The organism is Paenibacillus sp. DMB20, from assembly GCF_000987955.1.
Taxonomy (GTDB): domain Bacteria; phylum Bacillota; class Bacilli; order Paenibacillales; family Paenibacillaceae; genus Paenibacillus_AQ.
In genome coordinates this window covers 59403-78291 of sequence record NZ_LAZU01000026.1, presented here as the reverse complement: position 1 = coordinate 78291, position 18889 = coordinate 59403, and the positions used below count along the sequence as shown (strand labels likewise).

General features: G+C 44.6%; 14 protein-coding genes and 1 pseudogene. 8 read left to right on the top strand and 7 right to left on the bottom strand.

Annotated features, from left to right (window positions below; genetic code table 11):
- Nucleotides 1-603: 603 nt before the first annotated feature.
- Nucleotides 604-1440, bottom strand: a complete 837-nt coding sequence (locus XI25_RS13050) for a MerR family transcriptional regulator (RefSeq protein WP_046678986.1) — start codon at nucleotides 1438-1440, stop codon at nucleotides 604-606.
- A gap of 110 nt (nucleotides 1441-1550) precedes the next feature.
- On the opposite strand from XI25_RS13050, the gene XI25_RS13045 reads away from it, so the two are divergent.
- The 4 genes from XI25_RS13045 to XI25_RS13030 all read left to right on the top strand — a co-directional run bounded on the left by XI25_RS13045 (nucleotide 1551) and on the right by XI25_RS13030 (nucleotide 4592).
- Nucleotides 1551-2183 carry a GNAT family N-acetyltransferase gene (locus XI25_RS13045; protein WP_046678985.1) on the top strand — a complete coding sequence of 211 codons (633 nt, stop codon included), beginning with the start codon at nucleotides 1551-1553 and terminating at the stop codon, nucleotides 2181-2183.
- A gap of 197 nt (nucleotides 2184-2380) precedes the next feature.
- Nucleotides 2381-2650, top strand: a complete 270-nt coding sequence (locus XI25_RS13040) for an AraC family ligand binding domain-containing protein (RefSeq protein WP_046678984.1) — start codon at nucleotides 2381-2383, stop codon at nucleotides 2648-2650.
- A gap of 12 nt (nucleotides 2651-2662) precedes the next feature.
- A complete protein-coding gene (locus XI25_RS13035) occupies nucleotides 2663-2932 on the top strand; it encodes a hypothetical protein (RefSeq protein ID WP_046678983.1) in 270 nt (89 codons plus the stop codon).
- Nucleotides 2933-3011: 79 nt separating this feature from the next.
- On the top strand, nucleotides 3012-4592 hold the full coding sequence (locus tag XI25_RS13030; RefSeq protein ID WP_235439857.1) for a carboxylesterase/lipase family protein: 1581 nt from the start codon (nucleotides 3012-3014) through the stop codon (nucleotides 4590-4592).
- A 246-nt stretch (nucleotides 4593-4838) separates the two neighbouring features.
- Here XI25_RS13030 and XI25_RS13025 read toward each other — a convergent pair whose 3' ends face one another.
- Genes XI25_RS13025 through XI25_RS13015 form a run of 3 tightly spaced genes read right to left on the bottom strand, consistent with a single transcriptional unit; the run spans nucleotide 4839 to nucleotide 8107 of the window.
- Nucleotides 4839-5843: a proline racemase family protein gene (locus XI25_RS13025; RefSeq protein ID WP_046678982.1), complete on the bottom strand. Its 1005-nt coding sequence runs from the start codon at nucleotides 5841-5843 to the stop codon at nucleotides 4839-4841.
- 24 nt (nucleotides 5844-5867) lie between these two features.
- Nucleotides 5868-6893, bottom strand: a complete 1026-nt coding sequence (locus tag XI25_RS13020) for a proline racemase family protein (protein WP_046678981.1) — start codon at nucleotides 6891-6893, stop codon at nucleotides 5868-5870.
- Nucleotides 6890-8107 (bottom strand): NAD(P)/FAD-dependent oxidoreductase, encoded by a 1218-nt coding sequence (locus XI25_RS13015; protein ID WP_235439856.1) that lies wholly within the window; start codon nucleotides 8105-8107, stop codon nucleotides 6890-6892. Before XI25_RS13015 ends, XI25_RS13020 begins: the two co-directional genes overlap by 4 nt.
- A 150-nt stretch (nucleotides 8108-8257) precedes the next feature.
- On the opposite strand from XI25_RS13015, the pseudogene XI25_RS36865 reads away from it, so the two are divergent.
- Together XI25_RS36865 and XI25_RS36860 are read left to right on the top strand one after the other, a co-directional pair.
- Nucleotides 8258-9766 (top strand): annotated as a pseudogene (locus tag XI25_RS36865) (PAS domain S-box protein).
- A 143-nt stretch (nucleotides 9767-9909) separates the two neighbouring features.
- Nucleotides 9910-10005, top strand: coding sequence for a helix-turn-helix domain-containing protein (locus XI25_RS36860; protein WP_442950386.1), 96 nt, complete (start codon nucleotides 9910-9912; stop codon nucleotides 10003-10005).
- Nucleotides 10006-10024: 19 nt separating this feature from the next.
- Here the strand turns inward: XI25_RS36860 and XI25_RS13005 are convergent, their stop codons facing one another.
- Nucleotides 10025-11023: an ornithine cyclodeaminase family protein gene (locus XI25_RS13005; protein ID WP_046678979.1), complete on the bottom strand. Its 999-nt coding sequence runs from the start codon at nucleotides 11021-11023 to the stop codon at nucleotides 10025-10027.
- Nucleotides 11024-11283: 260 nt separating this feature from the next.
- Between XI25_RS13005 and XI25_RS13000 the strand changes: the two genes are divergently transcribed.
- Nucleotides 11284-12351 carry a M24 family metallopeptidase gene (locus tag XI25_RS13000; protein ID WP_046678978.1) on the top strand — a complete coding sequence of 356 codons (1068 nt, stop codon included), beginning with the start codon at nucleotides 11284-11286 and terminating at the stop codon, nucleotides 12349-12351.
- Nucleotides 12352-12427: 76 nt separating this feature from the next.
- Nucleotides 12428-14095: a peptide ABC transporter substrate-binding protein gene (locus tag XI25_RS12995; protein ID WP_046678977.1), complete on the top strand. Its 1668-nt coding sequence runs from the start codon at nucleotides 12428-12430 to the stop codon at nucleotides 14093-14095.
- Nucleotides 14096-14289: 194 nt separating this feature from the next.
- Here XI25_RS12995 and XI25_RS12990 read toward each other — a convergent pair whose 3' ends face one another.
- Nucleotides 14290-18129: a collagenase gene (locus XI25_RS12990; RefSeq protein ID WP_052759597.1), complete on the bottom strand. Its 3840-nt coding sequence runs from the start codon at nucleotides 18127-18129 to the stop codon at nucleotides 14290-14292.
- A 455-nt stretch (nucleotides 18130-18584) separates the two neighbouring features.
- On the bottom strand, nucleotides 18585-18884 hold the full coding sequence (locus tag XI25_RS12985) for a DUF3899 domain-containing protein (protein WP_046678976.1): 300 nt from the start codon (nucleotides 18882-18884) through the stop codon (nucleotides 18585-18587).
- Nucleotides 18885-18889: the final 5 nt, after the last annotated feature.

Below are 18889 nucleotides of genomic sequence, written 5' to 3'. Positions count from 1 at the left end.
CAATTTGGGTGACGTTTTTTCAGTGTGCTTCGTTACCGCTTGCGGAACTGAGGTTGCTTGTTTTGCCAGCGAAACTTGAGGTGTGAGGATTGCCGCTGCACAAATGACACCTGCCCCCAAAAGAGTAATTTTCTTTACATTTTGTTTCTTCATTTTATAAACCTCCAGTTGTATTTTGCTTGCCTTATATAAGTAAGACGTACGAGGTACCCTAAAAAGTCTATTTTTATTTCATTAAGATAAAAAATCTTAAGTTTCCCAAGTACATGAAGTCAGCGGGACAAACATGATATTTCGATCTTTAAGGAAAGAATTCAAACTCGATTTGCTCTTTAAAATGCTCCGCGACAATCCGAGTGGAATAGGTCTTCGATTTAACCCCCGGCTATAGCATCCCAAAGCCAAGGGGCACGTCAGTCAATTATGGCCCGTTTTAAAAATTATAAAGGGATTACAGAAGGCGTACGGTTAAATGGACAGTTTTCATTCCACTGAAATCAACCCTTAACAAGCAGAATGCACGTTCTATTTTCTTTCACATAAAACGGAGGTTCCCTATTTTAGAATTTACACAAACTTATTGTCAGACCCTTTGACAGACCCTCACCTAACACAGTTTACCATTTGGTCAGACACCCCATTTTGTATAAGCATTTGAATTTGACAACTATAGGATTCGGCATTAAAAAAATCATTGAGTAACTCCACTTCAAGAAATTTTTTTATTTTCAAATTATTTTTTTCGACATAATTAAATATTTCCCTTATCCGTTCCTCTTCGTTATCTTTACTATATGCTAGAGTTACATACTTTCCCTCAGGCAATATATTTATATTTTGTTCAGCTTCTATGTCGCCATACCCCTGCAATCCATTGAAAACATATCTTGGCTCTAAATTCCCCTCTGCTGTAAGGTTATATATGATTCCTCTTTCTAAAGAGGTTTTTATCTTTTTTTCTTGGATGACTTTCTCTAGGTCTGAATAGTAAAGTAACTCCTTTAAACTTCCCGCTTCCTTGCAAGGGGCCGTAATGATATAACGCTCTTCAAAATATTTAATAAATATTTGACCATCATGACTTAGTATATTTTTAGCATACTCTACGCTGCTATCTATGTTATCAATATTACTGATTAGCTCTTTCATCCTAATTAAATTTTCTTCTGCCTCAGATCTCTTTAGCTGTAAGAATTTTATTAATTTGTTGGTATTGCGTTCCTTAAAAATTTCTTGAAGTTCTTTAATGCTTGTGCCTAAATTCCTACAACCTTTTATGACATCTATGTAAATGAATTGATCTATAGAGTAATACCTATAACCTGTTGTCTCATCAATATACTTAGGAATAAGGATGCCCATTTTGTGATAATATCTTAAAGCTTTTATTGTAATTTCTTTAATTTCAGCGACTTCACCAATAGAAAACAGGTTTTTCAATCTAATCCCTTCCTTTTATATTTTGTCTTTACCTGCTCTTGACTCTCCCTTTAGGGTACACCTTATTATCATTTTTAGGTAGGTAGGCATATGAAAGGGCGTGTATAAACATGGATAAAGTTATATACAGAGAACTAATTCGAGCAGATTATGACCGCGTAAAAGAATTAATTGATGAAGCTTTTGGGCTTCACGAATTGATTGAAGATAGAAAATTTTTAGATGTCGTATTAAACATATATCTGCAAAGCTGCATTTTATCTAGTTCATTCAGCAAAGTAGCCGTAAAAGACAATAAGGTGATTGGAATTATTCTGGGAGATGCAAAACAGGACAAAAAACGTTTAAGAAAAGCTAATAATACGTTAAGTATTGCCTATTCATTACTTAAAGTAACTATAGCTAGTAAAGAGAATAAAAAAGCGATTAAAGAAATGTTCAAGATTCAAGAAACGTATGCAGAGATTATCAAAGGAAAAAAAGATGATTTTCAAGGTTGCATAGAGCTATTCATTGTATCCAAAGAATGCAGAGGTCTTGGGGTGGGAAAAGCTCTAATCAATTATTTGTCCAATTATATGAAAAATATGGATGTAAAATCAATATATCTATATACAGATACTCGATGCAACTATGGATTTTATGAGAGTCAAAACTTTAAACGTTTGAATGAAAAAGAAATCCATCTTGATTCAGTTCAGGAAAAATTAATTATTTTTCTATATGGATACCATTTTGGCTAATTCCACCAAAGATCAGATAGCAGCGAACTGTACTTCACTTATGCAAAAAAGACAGCGGTAGATTTATTTTTTCCACAAACCTACCTACTGTCCTAACTTTATTCACTATTCTAATTCTTTTCTCGATTCCTTCGAATTAATGACGGTTATGGCTGATTCGTGCAGTCAAGTAACAAACGGAAGAAGAGGGAACTGGTATGGAACAGGGATTTCAGCGGACAGACAAATATCGCGTCATTGTGAATGACCCAGAAAATGAGCAGCTTTTATGCCATAAGTGGCTAGAGGTAGGCTTTGTGCTCAATGGCTGTGGAAACCTGGTCATGGATGAGCATTCTTATCCTCTGCAGAAAAATGATATTTTCGTGATCAACAGTTATCAGTTGCACAGGGTTGTGCTTGTAGAGGGAAGTCATCTGTTGTCCCTCATGATTCAGATGGATTATAAGGAGTATCTTCTGCCGTAGGCGGACAAGTATATGTTTGAATGCAAATCCTTTCTGTATCCAGCCCAGGAACAACAGCGCTTTGACAGACTCCGCAGACAGTTGGCCCATGTTATATATACCTGGTCTAAGAGCAAGGAACAGCTGGTGGATGTCCATACCCGTACCCAGCTGGTTATCCTATTGGAGTGCCTGATACAGTATTTTGGAGAGGAGCAGCAGGAAGAACAGAAAAAGGAAGACCGTTTCATCGACTTGATCCGCTATTTGAATGAACACTATATGGAAGATATTTCACAGTAGATGCTGGCAGATAAGTTTCCTGTATTTTTTACTTCCCTTCTTTATTATATTGGAACTATCTTATGGAAGGAGGATTTCGATGATGACAGCAAAAAATTTCGCATGTTCCGGAGCAGAACCGATTGTACAGACCAAAGCCGGCAAAATTAGAGGTTTTCAGGTAAACGGCACATATACCTACCACGGTATCAAATACGCAGATGCCAAACGTTTTCAGATGCCCACAGAGGTAGCCCCACGGGAGGGCGTTAAGGATGCACTGGCTTACGGTTATGTGTCTCCCATGTTGACCCAGGATCAGCCTCAAATGGAAGTGCTGGTTCCTCACCGTTACTGGCCTATGGATGAGAATTGCCAGTATCTGAACATCTGGACCCAGAGCCTTGATATGCAGGCTAAGAAGCCTGTTATGGTATGGTTGCACGGGGGCGGTTTTGTAGCAGGCTCTTCCATTGAGCAAGTAGCTTATGAAGGAGACAAGCTTAGCGAGTTCGGCGATGTGGTCGTAGTGACCCTGAATCACCGATTGAATATTCTGGGATACATGAACCTGTCTGCTTTTGGAGATAAATATGCGAATTCCGGCAATGCAGGAAATGCCGATATAGTAGCAGCTCTGAAATGGATTCAGGATAACATTGCAGCTTTCGGCGGCGACCCGGAAAATGTGACCATCTTCGGACAGTCTGGCGGTGGTATGAAGGTATGGACACTGATGAATACCCCGGCAGCAGACGGCCTGTTCCATAAGAGCGTTATCCAGAGCGGATTGATCGATGGCTTTTTGAACACCCGCAAGACCGATGGCACCGCCATCGTAAGAGCACTGTTAGCAGAGCTTAACCTAGGTGAAGACGAAGTGGAAAAATTGGAAACGGTTCCTTATCCTCAGTTAGCAGCAGCTTATAATAAAGTTTCACCGGCGCTCGCAATGCAGGGGGAATACATTGGCTGCAGTCCTATGCCTAATGAATTCTATGTAGGTGACCCTAGAGAGGTAGGCTTTACCGAGCATGCGAAGACCATTCCGGTGTTAATTGGTAGCGTATTTGGTGAGTTCGGTGCTTTTGGCCCCGGCGTTCCGAACAAGCAGGAGGCGTCCGAGGAAGCCGCAATGGAGATGCTGACCCAAAAGTATGGCAATCATACCGAGGAACTGGTCGCACAGTTTAGGGAAGCATATCCGGATAAACACCTATCCGACCTGTTGTTCTTGGATCCTTTCTTCCGCGTTCCGACCAAGGACTTTATTGAGAAGAAATCCGTACACGAGGAAGCTCCTACCTACTCCTACTTGTTTACTTATGAATTTCCTTTTGAAGGCAGCAGAACAGCATGGCACTGCGCTGAAATTCCTTTCGTATTCCATAATACGGAGCGTGTACCCATTTGCCTCATTCCGGGTGTTTCGGACAGGATGGAAGAACGTATCTGCGGTGCCTGGGTAAACTTTGCACGTTATGGCAACCCTAACATTCCTTCCCTGCCTCAGTGGCCGGCAAGTACACCGGGAGACGAGGCAACCATGATTTTTGACCGCAGTTGTACAGTAAGGCATAATTTTGATAACGCGTTGATGGAAACCTTACTGAAAACGAAACCGCGGCTGCCTTTCCTGCCAAGTGCTGAGAAAGAAGAGGAAGGTTTTATATTGCATTAATACATCGTATAAATACAGAAAGAGCGTCTTTGCCGACAGACAGAGGCGCTCTTTCTGTTGGTATGTTGTTTCAGTTCCCCGTCCTTGTTCCGGTTTAGTCCCAATCCGGTCGCCTTTCAACAATAAAATGGAAGTCGCAACTGAAAAAATAACCGAATTGTAGGGTAATTACGTTTCAGTACAGGGGGGATTATGATCGAAATCTTTTAGGTCTCGATTTAAAACGCCCCACATCCATTATGCTCTTCACCCTAAAAGAAATCCTTCTCCGAGCGGATCAGCAGGATCCACTATAAATTGGTGTGTGCCCGTGATAAAAGCTCTTCCTTTAATTTCGGGGATAACGGCCTCCTTATCGGCCACATACGTCTTCTCCAGGATTCGTCCGGTGAATTGGCTATTCACGATGCTTTCATGGACAAAATCATCGCCGATGTCGAGCTCACCACGGGCATACAATGCCGCCATTCGTGCACAGGTACCCGTTCCGCAGGGGGAACGGTCAATTTGGGCATCGGCAAAAATCGTCACATTACGCAAATGCGAACCTTCCTTACGTGGCGAATCGGAGACGATGACGCCGTAAATGCCCTGCAGTTCCGGTTCCAACGGGTGCCTTACCGTAAGAGTGCTTTCGATGTATGCTTTAATCGCGGAGCCCCATTGTTGTAGGTTCGGAAGCTCAGCAATATCGACCGACGTTCCAATGTCCCCCGCTTTGACAATCGCATAGAATGCCCCCCCAAAGGCAATGTCAACCGTAAAGGATTTGCCTGCAATTAAGATTGGATAATTCTGGGCGAAAACGAAAGAAGGAACGTTTTGGAACGATACCGACTTCACTTCCGTGCCTTCGCGATCGGCATGCGCAATCACTTTGCCGGCCGGGCTGTCGATTACAATTCGTGAGCGTTCAGTGGCTTCTGGGAGAAGCCCCAATTCGAGAACTGCCGTCACAACGGCAATAATGCCATGGCCGCACATCGTGCTGAAGCCTTCGTTATGCATGAACAAGACGCCAAAATCGGCGTCAGGACTCACTGGCGGAGTAACGACGCAACCATACATTCCATGATGTCCTCTCGGTTCATACATGAGCACTCTGCGAATGTAATCGTAATGTTCCCGAAAATACGCTCTTCTGGCAAGAATAGTATCGCCTTTTAATGGTGGAATGCCTCCCGTAATAATGCGCAGTGGTTCTCCACCAGTATGCGCGTCAATCGTTGTATAATACTGTTTCAGTTCCATTTTCGATGACCTCCTATTATTTAATTACCCGTGATCTTCCGCTGGCGGAATTAATAAAAAGCCTTCCGGATGCTCGTCGTCCTCATGTACAAAAAATGTGTGCATTCCCATAAGCCAGGCTGAGCCTTCAATCTTCGTCGTCACCGCAGGAAAAGGACCGACATGCGTTGTGTTCACGATACGCGCCCGGAAGAGCGAGCCGACGATGCTTTCATGAACGAACTCTTCATTGATGCCTATCTCCCCGTTCGCAAACAAAACGGCAAGCTTCGCCGAAGTTCCCGTACCGCAGGGAGATCTGTCAATGCCGCCAGGCGGGACGATGACGGTATTTTTTACGTCCGCTTCCGGGTGCGACGGGTCCGAATAAAATTCAACATGCGTTACTCCTTTCATATACTGAGCTTCGGGATGCATGACCTCGATCGATTGATTGATTGCTTTGCGTAAACTCACTGCTTTGGCCACGATGGTGTCCGCATTTGATGGAACCAACTCGATGCCCAGTTTTCCGGCATCCGTTATTGCATAAAAATTGCCGCCATAGGCGATATCGCAATCAACGCCCCCTACTCCTTCCACTTCCACATTCAGTCGCTTGTATAAAAAAGCGGGGACATTCTGAAAAGCCACTTTCAGCACTTTTCCGTCCTGCACCGAAAGTTCCGCTTCTACCAGTCCGGCTGGGGTGTCGAGCTTCACATACGTTATTGGTTCCGTAACGGCAATCATGCCGGTTTCGACCATCGCCGTGCATACGCCAATGGTATCGTGTCCGCACATCGGCAAATAGCCGCCGGTTTCGATATAGATGACCCCTATATCCGCATCCGGCCGACAAGGCTCCACGAGTACTGCGCCCGACATTACGCCGTGTCCTCTCGGTTCGTACATCAGTATTTTTCGAATCCAATCATGTTCGGTTTTCATATGAAGCATTTTTTCCGACATCGTTGCTCCAGACAGCTTGGGAATGCCGCTGATAATTGTTCTTGTCGGATTTCCTCCGGTATGCGTATCTACGGTCATAAACACTTTCTTGCTTTTCATGCATGATTCACCTTCTTCCGAAATCTCTCGAATCTTAATGGATCGGTTGAAATGACCGGATCAGGCTGTTCCGTTATCATTTGGCTCATGAGTTTGCCCGTTACCGCAGCTAAACTGATGCCGTCTCCTTCGTGACCTGCAGCAATATAAAATCCGGGAACCTCATCGACTGCCGACACAATCGGTAAATGATCCTGCGTCCATGGCCTGAGCCCTGTATAGGTACGGATGATCTGGAAATCACCGATTTTTGGATAAAAGCGGAGCGCTCTTCTTGCCATCGTACGAATCGCTTCCATATTTACCGTCGTATCAAAACCGACAAACTCCCGGCTGCTGCCGATCAGGAAATTTTGGCTCTCCGTGGGCTCAAATACGAGAGCTACGCCGTATTTCTCCGTTAATGGATCGACTTTACGCTCACCACCGAACTTGGAGATCAAATAGCCGAACTCCATCACTTTGCGCATACCGACGGGCACTTGGCGGGAAGCTACAATCAAATGTCCTTTACGGGGTACGATCGGGATGTCCAAGCCAACCATTCGGCCGATAACTGGCGCCCATACCCCCGCTGCGTTCACGATTTTTCGGGCTGAAAAATCACCCTGCGTTGTGCAAATCTTGAAATCTGCCGTTAGTGGATTTCTCAAGATCGACTTAACCTCGGTATTTAAACAGACACGAACCCCGTATTTTTTTTCCGCATCTTCGAATAAGGCAAAGGTAAGCAGGTACGGATTAACGGTGGAATCCGTTCCGCACTCCAATCCTCCGGGAAGGTCGTCTGCAAGGAACGGCGATTCCTGCCGTATATCCCCACGGTCTAGCATCCGGAATGAAAGCCCCAGCGCCTTCTGCCTGTTTACCCATAACTGAGCCGCCTCCATTTCCTCATCCGATTCACAGACGAGGATGCTGCCGGGCAATCTGTACTCGAACGGACTGCTGAGCTCCCGGCTTAGTTCATCGATAATGCGTTGGCTGGCAAGCGACATTTGGCTGTCAAATCCAGGGTCTTTGTCAATAGCGAGTATATTGCCATCGCATCGTGATGAGGTTCCGCTGGCGAGCTCTCCTTTTTCAAGCACAATGACGTCCACCCCCTCCCTGCCCAAAAAGTATGCAATAGCTGCACCGATAATCCCGCCACCTATGATGACGACCTCGGCATGGTTCACACCCATAGCCACGTTCCTCTCCAGTAGAATCATCAATTTCACACTCTTGTTCAAGTAGCAAATTTTATGCCACTCCAGAATGATCCGGTCTGATGTTTAAAGAAAGATCACAAATTTACAAGTTATAGGGCGGCGTGTATAATCTAACCAACATGTTAACCCATATAAAGCGAGGTAAGCCCAATGAAGCACAAAGCTCCTGCCATCATCGAACTTATCCGAACCAATTATTGTTTTATTGAAAATAATAGCGATACCAGTCAGCATTTGGAGCGATATTTATCTTCCGTGCAATCGGATCGGGATATGATTCTATTTTTTAGGGATGGAAATCAACTTTATGTTGATCCAGAAAGAGATGGGTCGAACGGAGTGGACCTCGATAGCATCCCTTGGCAAACCGCAAGATCGGTCTGCAAAGAAGCGACGATGAATGACATCATTCCGCTCTTTAAAGAAAGCGATCACATCATGGTGACCGAATGGACAGGCCAACCTGTCGGTTATGTTACCGCCGCGGACGCGCTTGCTGCTTGTTATCAGTCACACCAATATTTGGAAGCTTATTTTGAAGCGATGATTGAAACTATGGATGCCTCGGTTTCCATGATCGATGATCAGGAAAATACAGTCGTATGGACTCCAGGAGCCGAACGGATTTTTTCAATTAAGGCGAAGGATATCTTAGGGAAACCGATGCCTGAATTTTTCCCCGTCGATATGCTGCAAATCTTGAAGACGCACAAGACCGGAGAAGGCGTCTTCCAGAAACTGCACCAGCCGCGGCCAGACATATATGTTCTGATCAACTCGAATCCGATTCGGCTCAATGGGAAAATTATCGGTTCCGTCGTTGCCGAAACCGACATCACCAGCGAGGTCAGATTGAATCAAGAACTGTTTAACGCAACATCCAAGGTTCATCAGCTGCAGCAGCAAATGGCTCACTTGAATCCCTCATCCGATCCGTTCAGCCAAATCAAAGGAACAAGCAAAGCTATCAAGCGCACAGTCGATATGTGCAGAAAGATCGGATCGACCAAGGCGACCGTGCTTATTCTCGGTGAAAGCGGAGTAGGCAAAGAGCTTTTTGCCAAGCTATTCACGATATTCGGGAGAAACCCGACGCTCCTTTCATAGCCATCAATTGCGGCGCTATTCCACCCTCCCTATTTGAAAGCGAACTTTTCGGTTATGAAAAGGGAGCATTCTCCGGGGCTGATCTTAATGGCAAAAAGGGAAAAATCCAACTTGCCTCAGGCGGTACCTTATTTTTGGACGAAATCGGTGAAATGCCTCTTGAGATGCAAGTCAAGCTTCTGCGTGTACTTCAAGAGAAAAAGTTTTATGCGGTAGGCGGAACCAAGCAATTAAATGCCGACTTCCGGGTTATTGCAGCTACCAATCGCGATTTGGAAGATCTGGTCAAGAAAGGGGACTTCCGCGAAGACTTGTATTATCGGTTGAATGTGGTTACATTAGTTGTCCCCCCGCTTCGGGAAAGAAGAGAAGACATTATCGAATTGACTCATTTTTTCCTTAACGAGTTTGCCTTAAGCTATAACCGATTGATCCAAGACATTCCGCAGGATGTTCTCCTTGATTTGCTCCATTATCATTGGCCGGGCAATATCCGCGAGTTACGGAATACGATTGAGCGATTAGTCGTGTTTTCATCTGATGGCACGATAGAAAGGGATTATTTACCATTATCGATCTTATCGAACAGAAACGGCAAGGATCTACCGCGGGCTGAACCAACTACGGGTGCGTTTCAAACGTTGCAAGAGGAGCTCGAAGCGCATGAAAAGCAAATCATCCTGTATGCACTGAAAATGGAAAACGGAAACAAGCTGGCTGCCGCCAAACGGCTTGGCCTATCGCGGGCAACGCTGTACAACAAAATGAACAAGTTCGGTATATTCGATTAAGATTCAAACTAACAAGTCCTTATGTCATGGAGATCTGCGTGCCAACGCCAGCCACCAACGCTCGATCATAGATTGCTTTGGCAACGACGACATCCATAGCAGCCAGCCCTACTGATTTGAACACCGTTGTTTCGTCATGCCGCTCGCGGCCAGGCTTCAATCCGCTGACGATCTCCCCTAATTCTGCGTAAATAGAGGCCGGATCAAAGAGCCCCTGCTTTTCGGGGATGATGAAATCGCCCGACTCCTCTAATGCCAATTCCCTGGATTCAACGACGATTTTGTCGGCATGGGCGATCAGATGAGTCGGCAGTTCTTGCATATCCGGACGGAAGGAACCGACCGCATTCACATGGACACCCGATGGGACTGCTTCTTTGCTGAAAACAGGATGCATGGAGTTCGTAGCGGTGACGATAATATCGGCTTCCCTTATGGCCTGGTCTGCATCACTGGCAACCGTTATCTCCAGCATCCTTTGCTCTGCTTCGGCAGATTCCATCAGTTCGTGCGCCAATTCATAGGCTTTGTGCGCATGCCGATTATACAATCGTATTTCCTCGATGGGACGTACTTCTCTTATTGCCTGAATGATTCCTCTGGATTGTGCCCCGGTTCCAATGACGCTTAGCACTTTCGCATTTTCCTTCGCCATGAGTTTGCTGGCCAGCCCTGATGCGGCACCGGTCCGGATTACCGTCAAATAAGACGCCTCCAGGATGGCTAGCGGTTCCCCTGTTTCTGTGTCTGCAAGTACCATTAAACCGTAAATCGTCTTTTTTCCCATGGCTGTATTATTCGGAAACACCGAAACGAACTTCACACCCAAACTGTTTGTCGCTTCAACAAATGACGGCATAAATAACGATGTCCCCTCCGATTTTTTCAAATAGAGTGCTGTACGGATAGGAGTGATAGCGCGCTGTCCCGAATATTCGGACAAAGCAACGCTGACCGCGTCAATGACTTCCCCCAATTGGATCACTTTGCGTTGATCATCCGAAGATAAAAATAGCATGGAGATCTCCTTCCTCTCTGTTTATGAGTAGAGGATTTTCCCCCTCTTTCCTTTCCTAATGCAAAGTACATTCCAACTCATTTCGCGCTAATAAACGACATATCATGTCTAATTCTCTATACAAAACACTGCGGTCATTTCAAATTTTAGACACTGACATTCAAAAAATAATATTGTTTTGCGTTGACATAAAGCTGGCATTTTTTTTGCAAGGAAGATAGATGTAGAAATCAATTTAAAGCAGATTGGGAGGAATTGATATGCAAACCAGGATTGAAAAGCTTAGGGAGGTACTGGAAACCCTCGAGCTGGACGGCATGCTGATCGAGAGCGCAAGCAACCGCCGTTATATCACCGGATTTACCGGCACCGCAGGCACTGTGCTGATCTCTAAAAATCAAGCGAAGCTGATCACTGATTTTCGTTACGTCGAGCAGGCCGGTGCTCAAGCAGCCGGATTTGAAATCGTTCGGGGGTCTAAAGCTTCGATGATCCAACAAATTGCCGATGAGGTATCGAAGATGAACATTACCAAGTTGGGCTTCGAAAAAGAACATCTCACTTTTGGAGCTTATCAGAAATTTCAAAATGAGATCGCTGCCGAGTTGGTCCCTGTTGCCGGAGTCTTGGAAAACCTGCGCATGGTTAAATCCGAAACTGAAATCGGCTTCCTGCGCACTGCCGCGCAAATCGCCGACACTTCTTTCGCCGAACTTCTTGAATATATCCGTCCCGGCCTCACCGAAAAAGAAATAGCCAATACCTTGGAATCAACCTTGCGCAAGCATGGGGCTGACAGCTCCGCATTCAATTTAATCGTCGTTTCCGGCCACCGCTCCGCCCTTCCCCACGGCTTGGCCAGTGAGAAAATCATTGAAAACGGCGATATGCTTACGCTTGACTTCGGCGCATATTACAAAGGCTACCGCTCCGATATAACGAGAACGATCGCCATCGGTGAGCCCGATGCACAATTGCAAGATATTCATCAGATTGTGCTGGAAGCAGAGATGAAGTGTATCGCCCTACTCAAATCGGGGACATTATGCAGCGAAATTGACATCTTTACGCATAATTACATCGAATCGCTAGGATATGGCGATTACTTTGGTCACGGCACGGGTCATGGAATCGGATTGGATATTCATGAAGAACCATTCTTTTCGACAACTTCAGAAAAAGTTCTGGCTCCAGGTATGATCGTAACAGTCGAACCCGGGATTTACATCCCTAACCTCGGAGGCGTCAGAATCGAGGACGATGTGCTGATCACCGATACGGGACATGAAATAATCACAAACGCTTCAAGGGAGCTTATTGTTTTGTAGATAAAAATTGAAACCGCTGTCATCTTCACGGTCAGGCCCAATATTCACTCACAATGATGAGAAGGGTGATCGATTCATGAAAATAAAAAGATCATTACTACTTGCTTTGAGCCTGATGTTCTTGATGACATCAGCATGTACCTACAAGACGGCTCCAACGACGGAGTCAGACTCAAATTCGACAAAGAAAGCAACGGACGGTACTCAAAAGGAGGGACAAATTCTGAACCTGGCGGCCGGACAAGAAATTACGACGCTCAACAGCCTCGGGCTCATCGACAATCCTACCATCGCTATCCAGAACAACCTGTATGAAGGTTTGTACCGGCTGGACAAAACAAGCAAGCCGACTCCAGGTATGGCCGAATCTTACGAAGTAAGTGAAGACGGGAAAGTGTACACCTTTCATCTGCGCGATGCCAAGTGGAGCAACGGAACACCGGTTACGGCCAAAGATTTTGACTACGCCTGGAGAAAAGCCCTCGATCCGGCAAATCTATCCCCTTATGCCTCCTTCTTTGACGATATCGTCAACGGCTTGGATATCCATAACAAAAAGAAGGGAATCGAAGAGCTTGGCGTAAAAGCCATTGACGATCATACGTTTCAAGTCACGCTTTCCAAGAACGTCCCCTATTTCCTGGATTTGATAACAGCTCCTGTCTTCTTGCCGCAAAACAAAGCGTATGTGGAGAGCCAAGGAAAAGACTACGGGCAGGAAGCGAATAAAGCGATTTATAACGGACCGTTCGTGCTGGATTCCTGGAAGCACGAAGAAGGCTACATTCTCAAGAAAAACCCCGACTATTGGGATGCGCAGACAGTGAAATTGGAAACGATCAATTTTAAAATCGTCAAAGACAACAGCACTAGAATGAACCTTTATGAAGCCGGCCAACTGGATATGACCGGTTTAACATCCGAATATACCGAGCAGTACAAAGGGGCTCCCGAATATGTTGCTTATCCTGATCCCGGCATGCGCTTCTTGCGGATAAGCCAAAAAAATAAATATTTGAAAAACATCAATATACGCAAAGCATTGACGATGGGGTGGAACCGACAGGATATGACCAACGTAATCCTGAACAACGGCTCCACTCCGGCCAACTATCTTGTTCCGAAGAGCTTTGTTTTGGGAATGGACGGCAAGGACTTCAGGTCCAAGCATGAAGAGGGTTTCAACACGGGCGGAATTGATGAAGCGAAGAAATATTGGGAGCAGGGCCTTAAAGAACTTGGCGAAACCAGCATCAAACTTGAACTGTTGAACTATGAGGGCGATGTATCCAAGACCATCGGCCAATACCTGAAAAATCAATGGGAGAAAAACCTTCCCGGGCTTACCGTCACGATTAATCAGCAGCCGCAGAAACAAAAGCTCGCTTTGGAAGGAAAGGCAGAGTATGATATAAGCTCCTCCGGCTGGGGACCGGATTATCCGGATCCGATGACATTCCTGGAGAACTTTACTTCAGACTCGCCGTACAACCAATCAGAGTACAAAAGCGCCAAATACGATCAGCTTATCAACGAAGTAAGGAACGCTACGGATTTTGACATACGCTGGAAGACGCTGCAAGAAGCGGAGCGCGTTCTCCTTGAAGAAGATGCGGCAGTCATCCCGATGTACCAAGAAGCTATTGCCCGCTTGACCAAACCTTATGTAAAAGATTATGTAACGCATCCGTTTGGCGTTTACTCCAGCTATAAGTGGGCTTATATCGAAGGCAAGGAAAAATAATCAAATCAATTGCCGACAAAATGAGCAGCCATTTCCCTAACGTGATTTCATTGGGAAATGGCTGCTCTTATTTAAGAGATCAGAAAGTATAAACTTCAGAAGCATTACATCCTTATCTCGCAAGAAAAACTTCCACTAAACGCGGTCTGTCTTCTGTGAAAGTACGTCGATAAAGGTTTTTCTTATGGTCCTGTTCAGTTGTTTCGCGTCTCATCATCTTTCTGTGGAATCGCAATTCCTTCAGTTTTATTAGTACGGCTATTATTAGCGATTGGATCGCTCTGCAAAGAAATCGTTAATGTAAACGGTCTCTCAACCGAATTATCGAATTGATATACGTTCACATAATTTCTCCCGGGTTTTGCAATAAAGATCCCTGATACTGTAAGCGGTTTCCCGGGGACAGGAATGGTTCTCAGGTATTCAGTATGATTCGATTCATGCATGGCGACCCAATTTCCGGTAATCCCATCGTTATCGCCAGGGATATGGAGATTTACTAAAACCTTCTGCTCTTTGTCAACATCCACATAGAAGAAATTCGATCCTTGAGGGGGACCAAACATACCAGACACAGGTATGTCGTAAGACAACGGTCCCGTTGCCGTTTCAAACGATGGATTCGGTTTGATCTCCTTCGTAATTTCACGAATAAGCTTGACTTCCAGTTCATTCGCAATTAAGTTATTGCTTGAAGATTTCGCGACTAGTGTAAAACTGCCGACGTTCGCCGTTGAATCCACCGTTATCGTTTTAGTATACGGATTAAACGTGACGCCTTGAACTGATTCTTTGATGTTCCATATTACTTTTTCTTCAGTCATCTCAGCATCATGCTGATCAAATACTTTTGCGTCGTATTGAGCACTCTTTTCTCCTGCCTCGCTTGGTATGACAATTTGTTTAGGCCCTGTAACTTTCACACTCGTGAGAACTGGGACCGCTTCGTCAACAGAAACCTTAATATTGTATGCTCCGACATTGCTTGGCGTATTAGAATTCTTGTACACAAGTAGATAATATTTGCCGGCAGGTGCATCGAATGTGTTCTCCTGAAGATTTCCATTCCTGCGCGAATCTTGCCAGTAGTTGTGAAGATCACTCTCTTTATACAGGACCCAGGTTAAATCCATGCCGTTCGGTTGGGTGACGACGAGATGGACCTTTCCGGCGTTCTCCAACTCGAAGTAAAAATAGCTTGCCGTATCGGATTGGTCCATAGTTGCAGGAAAATTGATGTCAAATGGCAGCGGACCGTTTGCCAATTCAAATTTGTTGTTGGGCTTTATTTCCTTGTCAAGCGGACGAATTACAGCTGTCGTTGTTTGTTCTTTCGTTGCTCCATAGCTGTCCGTAACTTTCAAGCTAATGTTGTAGGTGCCTGTTTTTTTATAAACATGAGTGGGATTAGGCAGCGAACTTGTTGTGCCATCGCCGAAATTCCATTCATAATTGGTGATCGTCCCGTTATGCGAGAACGTTCCTTCACTATTAAATTGTAAAGCGTAACCCGCAGTTCCCTCATAGGGTCCATGGATTTCAACCACTGGCGGGAGTGTGGGATTACTTGAGTCATCTGGCAATACACCATGAAATACGACATCAAAAACAAAATGATTATCTTGATCCAATCGGTGGTTTACGAAGTATCCCGTGATGGTTTTATAGCCGCTCCATGGCAAATTATCAAGCGCTTTCAATGAATTATCAACGATTTCATTCATTGCTTTTCGATCTTCAATGATCCCCTTGCTTATCCCTCCGGTATAAGTTCCCCGGACCACGTAAGTATTAAGCAGTTCCGAAGAATGCACTTCCGTCCGGATATCGGTTAAGTTAATGGCCTGATTGATTTCATTCAAAACGGTTGAACGCGGTCGAATGGGATGGCGTAGTAAATAGTCCTCTGCGACAAGCGGTATCGTTAATTGCCCCGCATCTGCCCTTTGATGCAAATCTATAGCCGAGTCGATATAATTCTTATTTAGCTGTTCATTGTGCCCCAAAACGTTCATGTATGCATCATAACCCGTTACGTCATTGCTGCGGACCAAGTTTGCAATGTTTTCTAATACATCCGGCTGTTTTTCATAAAGATAATATTGAAGCTGATAAGCAAAAGTATAGAATCGAAATCCATTGTATTTCGCGTGCACGACTTCATTCGCATTCATCCATGAAGTAACAGGATCATTTAAATACCCCTGGGACATGGATTGACGAGGTAGAATACCGTTTTCCCTTGATGATCCGGCTAGCAGTTCCGCGCCCCCCTCCTCCATCCATGTAACACGCTCATTCCGATAAATTTCACTTTCCCCCCAAAAACCCGGAATCAGGTAACGGCTTTGCAGAAAATGGGTAAATTCATGCCGAAACAATTCCTCCAAAGTGTAAATGCTTTCAGAAGGAGTTCTTTCCCACGTATAAAAAGTACCCTGGGATTCAATATAAATTCCTCCATTTTGGGTCTCAAGACCGTTCAAGAGCAGATTGATTTTATACTCTTCTTTGTTGTTGTAAATATAGATGCTGAGCGTATCATCCGGATGGCCTTGCTCTAATGGAACATCATTGCCGAATATTCGGTAAAACTGTGCGCTCACTTCTTTTGAAGCCCAATACAGGCGTTTAATTTTGTCGTCCGTTACGTCTTTCCCGGTGTGCATTATCATCTGACCGTCATCGAAGGTATACCGTTTTGGAAAATAAAACTGTTTTGCTTCGCCCACAAGCTGGTCATAGTGAATCGCGATCCCTTTTGAATTCATACCGTTAAAAATTTGATTGATGGAGCTTGCCGCTTGCATATAAGCGTAGCTGTATTGGGGGAAAATCTCCATATCTCGCGTCAAGATTTCATTCACTGAGGAAGGGTTACTGCTGAATTCGCTGAACATTCCGGAGTAATAAATAGCGTTATAGAGAAACCATTGGTGGTTTGGCGAGTAATTTGTGTGAAGGGAGAGTTTGCCGATTGCTTCAATAAAGGGGTCAAATGTACCGATATAATCCGGTTGCTTTGGAACATTTTGTTCGTCCATAACATTGTTTAGAATAAAATTTATTCCTTTTAAAAGTTCATATATTGCGGAGAATTGTCCCTCGTTTGCATTATTGTAAGCATCAAATTGTTGCTCTGCCTGCAATAAAATTTTCGTGGCTCCATTGATTACTTCTGCATTGACAGCGGTATTCCCAATCATTCTGCCAAATGCAGCAATAACGTTATTTTGCTCTGCCGTACCGATTTCAAAATTAGGGTTATCCTCAATGGCGATTAAAGCTGGGATGATCTTCTTCCGATATTCCCACTCATTGATGTACCCCAAGGTATCCCGATTGTAGTAACCAAGATAATAAGCGGAGCGGAGCACTTCCACGAGAGTGTCGATTCCTTTGCTGTCGTCTTTCGTATAATCTCTTCCAGCATTTTTCAAAGCGGCGATAAGCGCCTCCATCCGGTTTCTGTCGCCATAAAATTCCGCAGTATCGTTATTATACGCGAATAATTCGGGAATATTAGTCCATCGCAGCTTTGGAAGAAGGGCAGTTAAGTCCGTGTAGCTCATTTTATTTAATTCCGCCATTGAATAATTTCTTATCTCGACGGCCTTTAGCTGACTTTGGTTCCCTTGTACGTCCGTATCACGAAACGGCGCGCTTTGGCTTTTATGCGGCGATTGTACTTGTGGCGGTGCTCCTTCAGGAACAATGCTTGCAGGGTCCTTTGGAGAGTGATCTCCTCTGAGGTCGCAAAGAGGCTCATCCGTTCCCTTTGGCTCCGTCAATTTACCGGGAGGATTTAAACCCTTTGATTCATGAATTTCCTCCTCCTGACCTTTATTCTGACTTGGTGCCTTACTTGCAGCCTTGCTTTCTGTCCGGTCTGCTTTCAGACTTACTGCCTGCAGCATCCGGGACGATGCATCTGGCGATTGTGCCAGAATTGTCGTTCCCAAACCATTCATTGCCATAGCTGCAATCAAGCTTGTGACAATACATATTCCAATTTTACGACCAATTAACCCCATACTGCACACACTTCCTTTCAAAATTGGTAGCAGATCATCTCCAATGTCTTACAGTCGGATCATGATCGTTTGAGCGAACCCAAGAGCGTTAGCTCAATTTTAAATTTACATGACGGTTTTCCCTCCTCTTTTTACCAGATACCTTTTCCAACACGCAAAATGCATTCCAACCCTTTACGTACCGGATTAGCGGCTAAAATCTGTCCATTTTTTAAACAAAGCGCAACATGCATTCAACAATTTAGACAGTTCAATGACGCCAAATGATCAAAATAACTAGGAATAAGAAAAACGTCTATCGACGTACCTTCTCAGGAGACAGACCGCGTTTAGCAGTAATTTTTCTTGCGATTATAGAATTGTTCAGCTCCGCTGAAAACTTATAAATTCTATAATCTAAAAAAAACAACAGCCATCCCTTCGCATGCAGCGTAGATAAATGGCCGTGTATGAATTCAATGCATCAAGATAGAACACACATACGTGAAGATAAACAAAATTCCTCCTGACAGCAATAAAGGATAAGTCAACCTGAACTTGCCCCATTCCTTCCATCGTTTTCCTTCTCGGTGAAAGCGGGACGCATACTCTCCCTGCTTGGTCGAATGTTCGATAAACCGCCTGCAGCTATGCAAAAACCCGTTGAACAACCCTCCTTGCAGCACCAACATAAAGGCCCCCGCCATCAGCAGCAGCAAAGAGATGATCGATAAAAGATTGACAAGTTCCATGAACAAAGAACCTTTTGCTTCCATTGCCT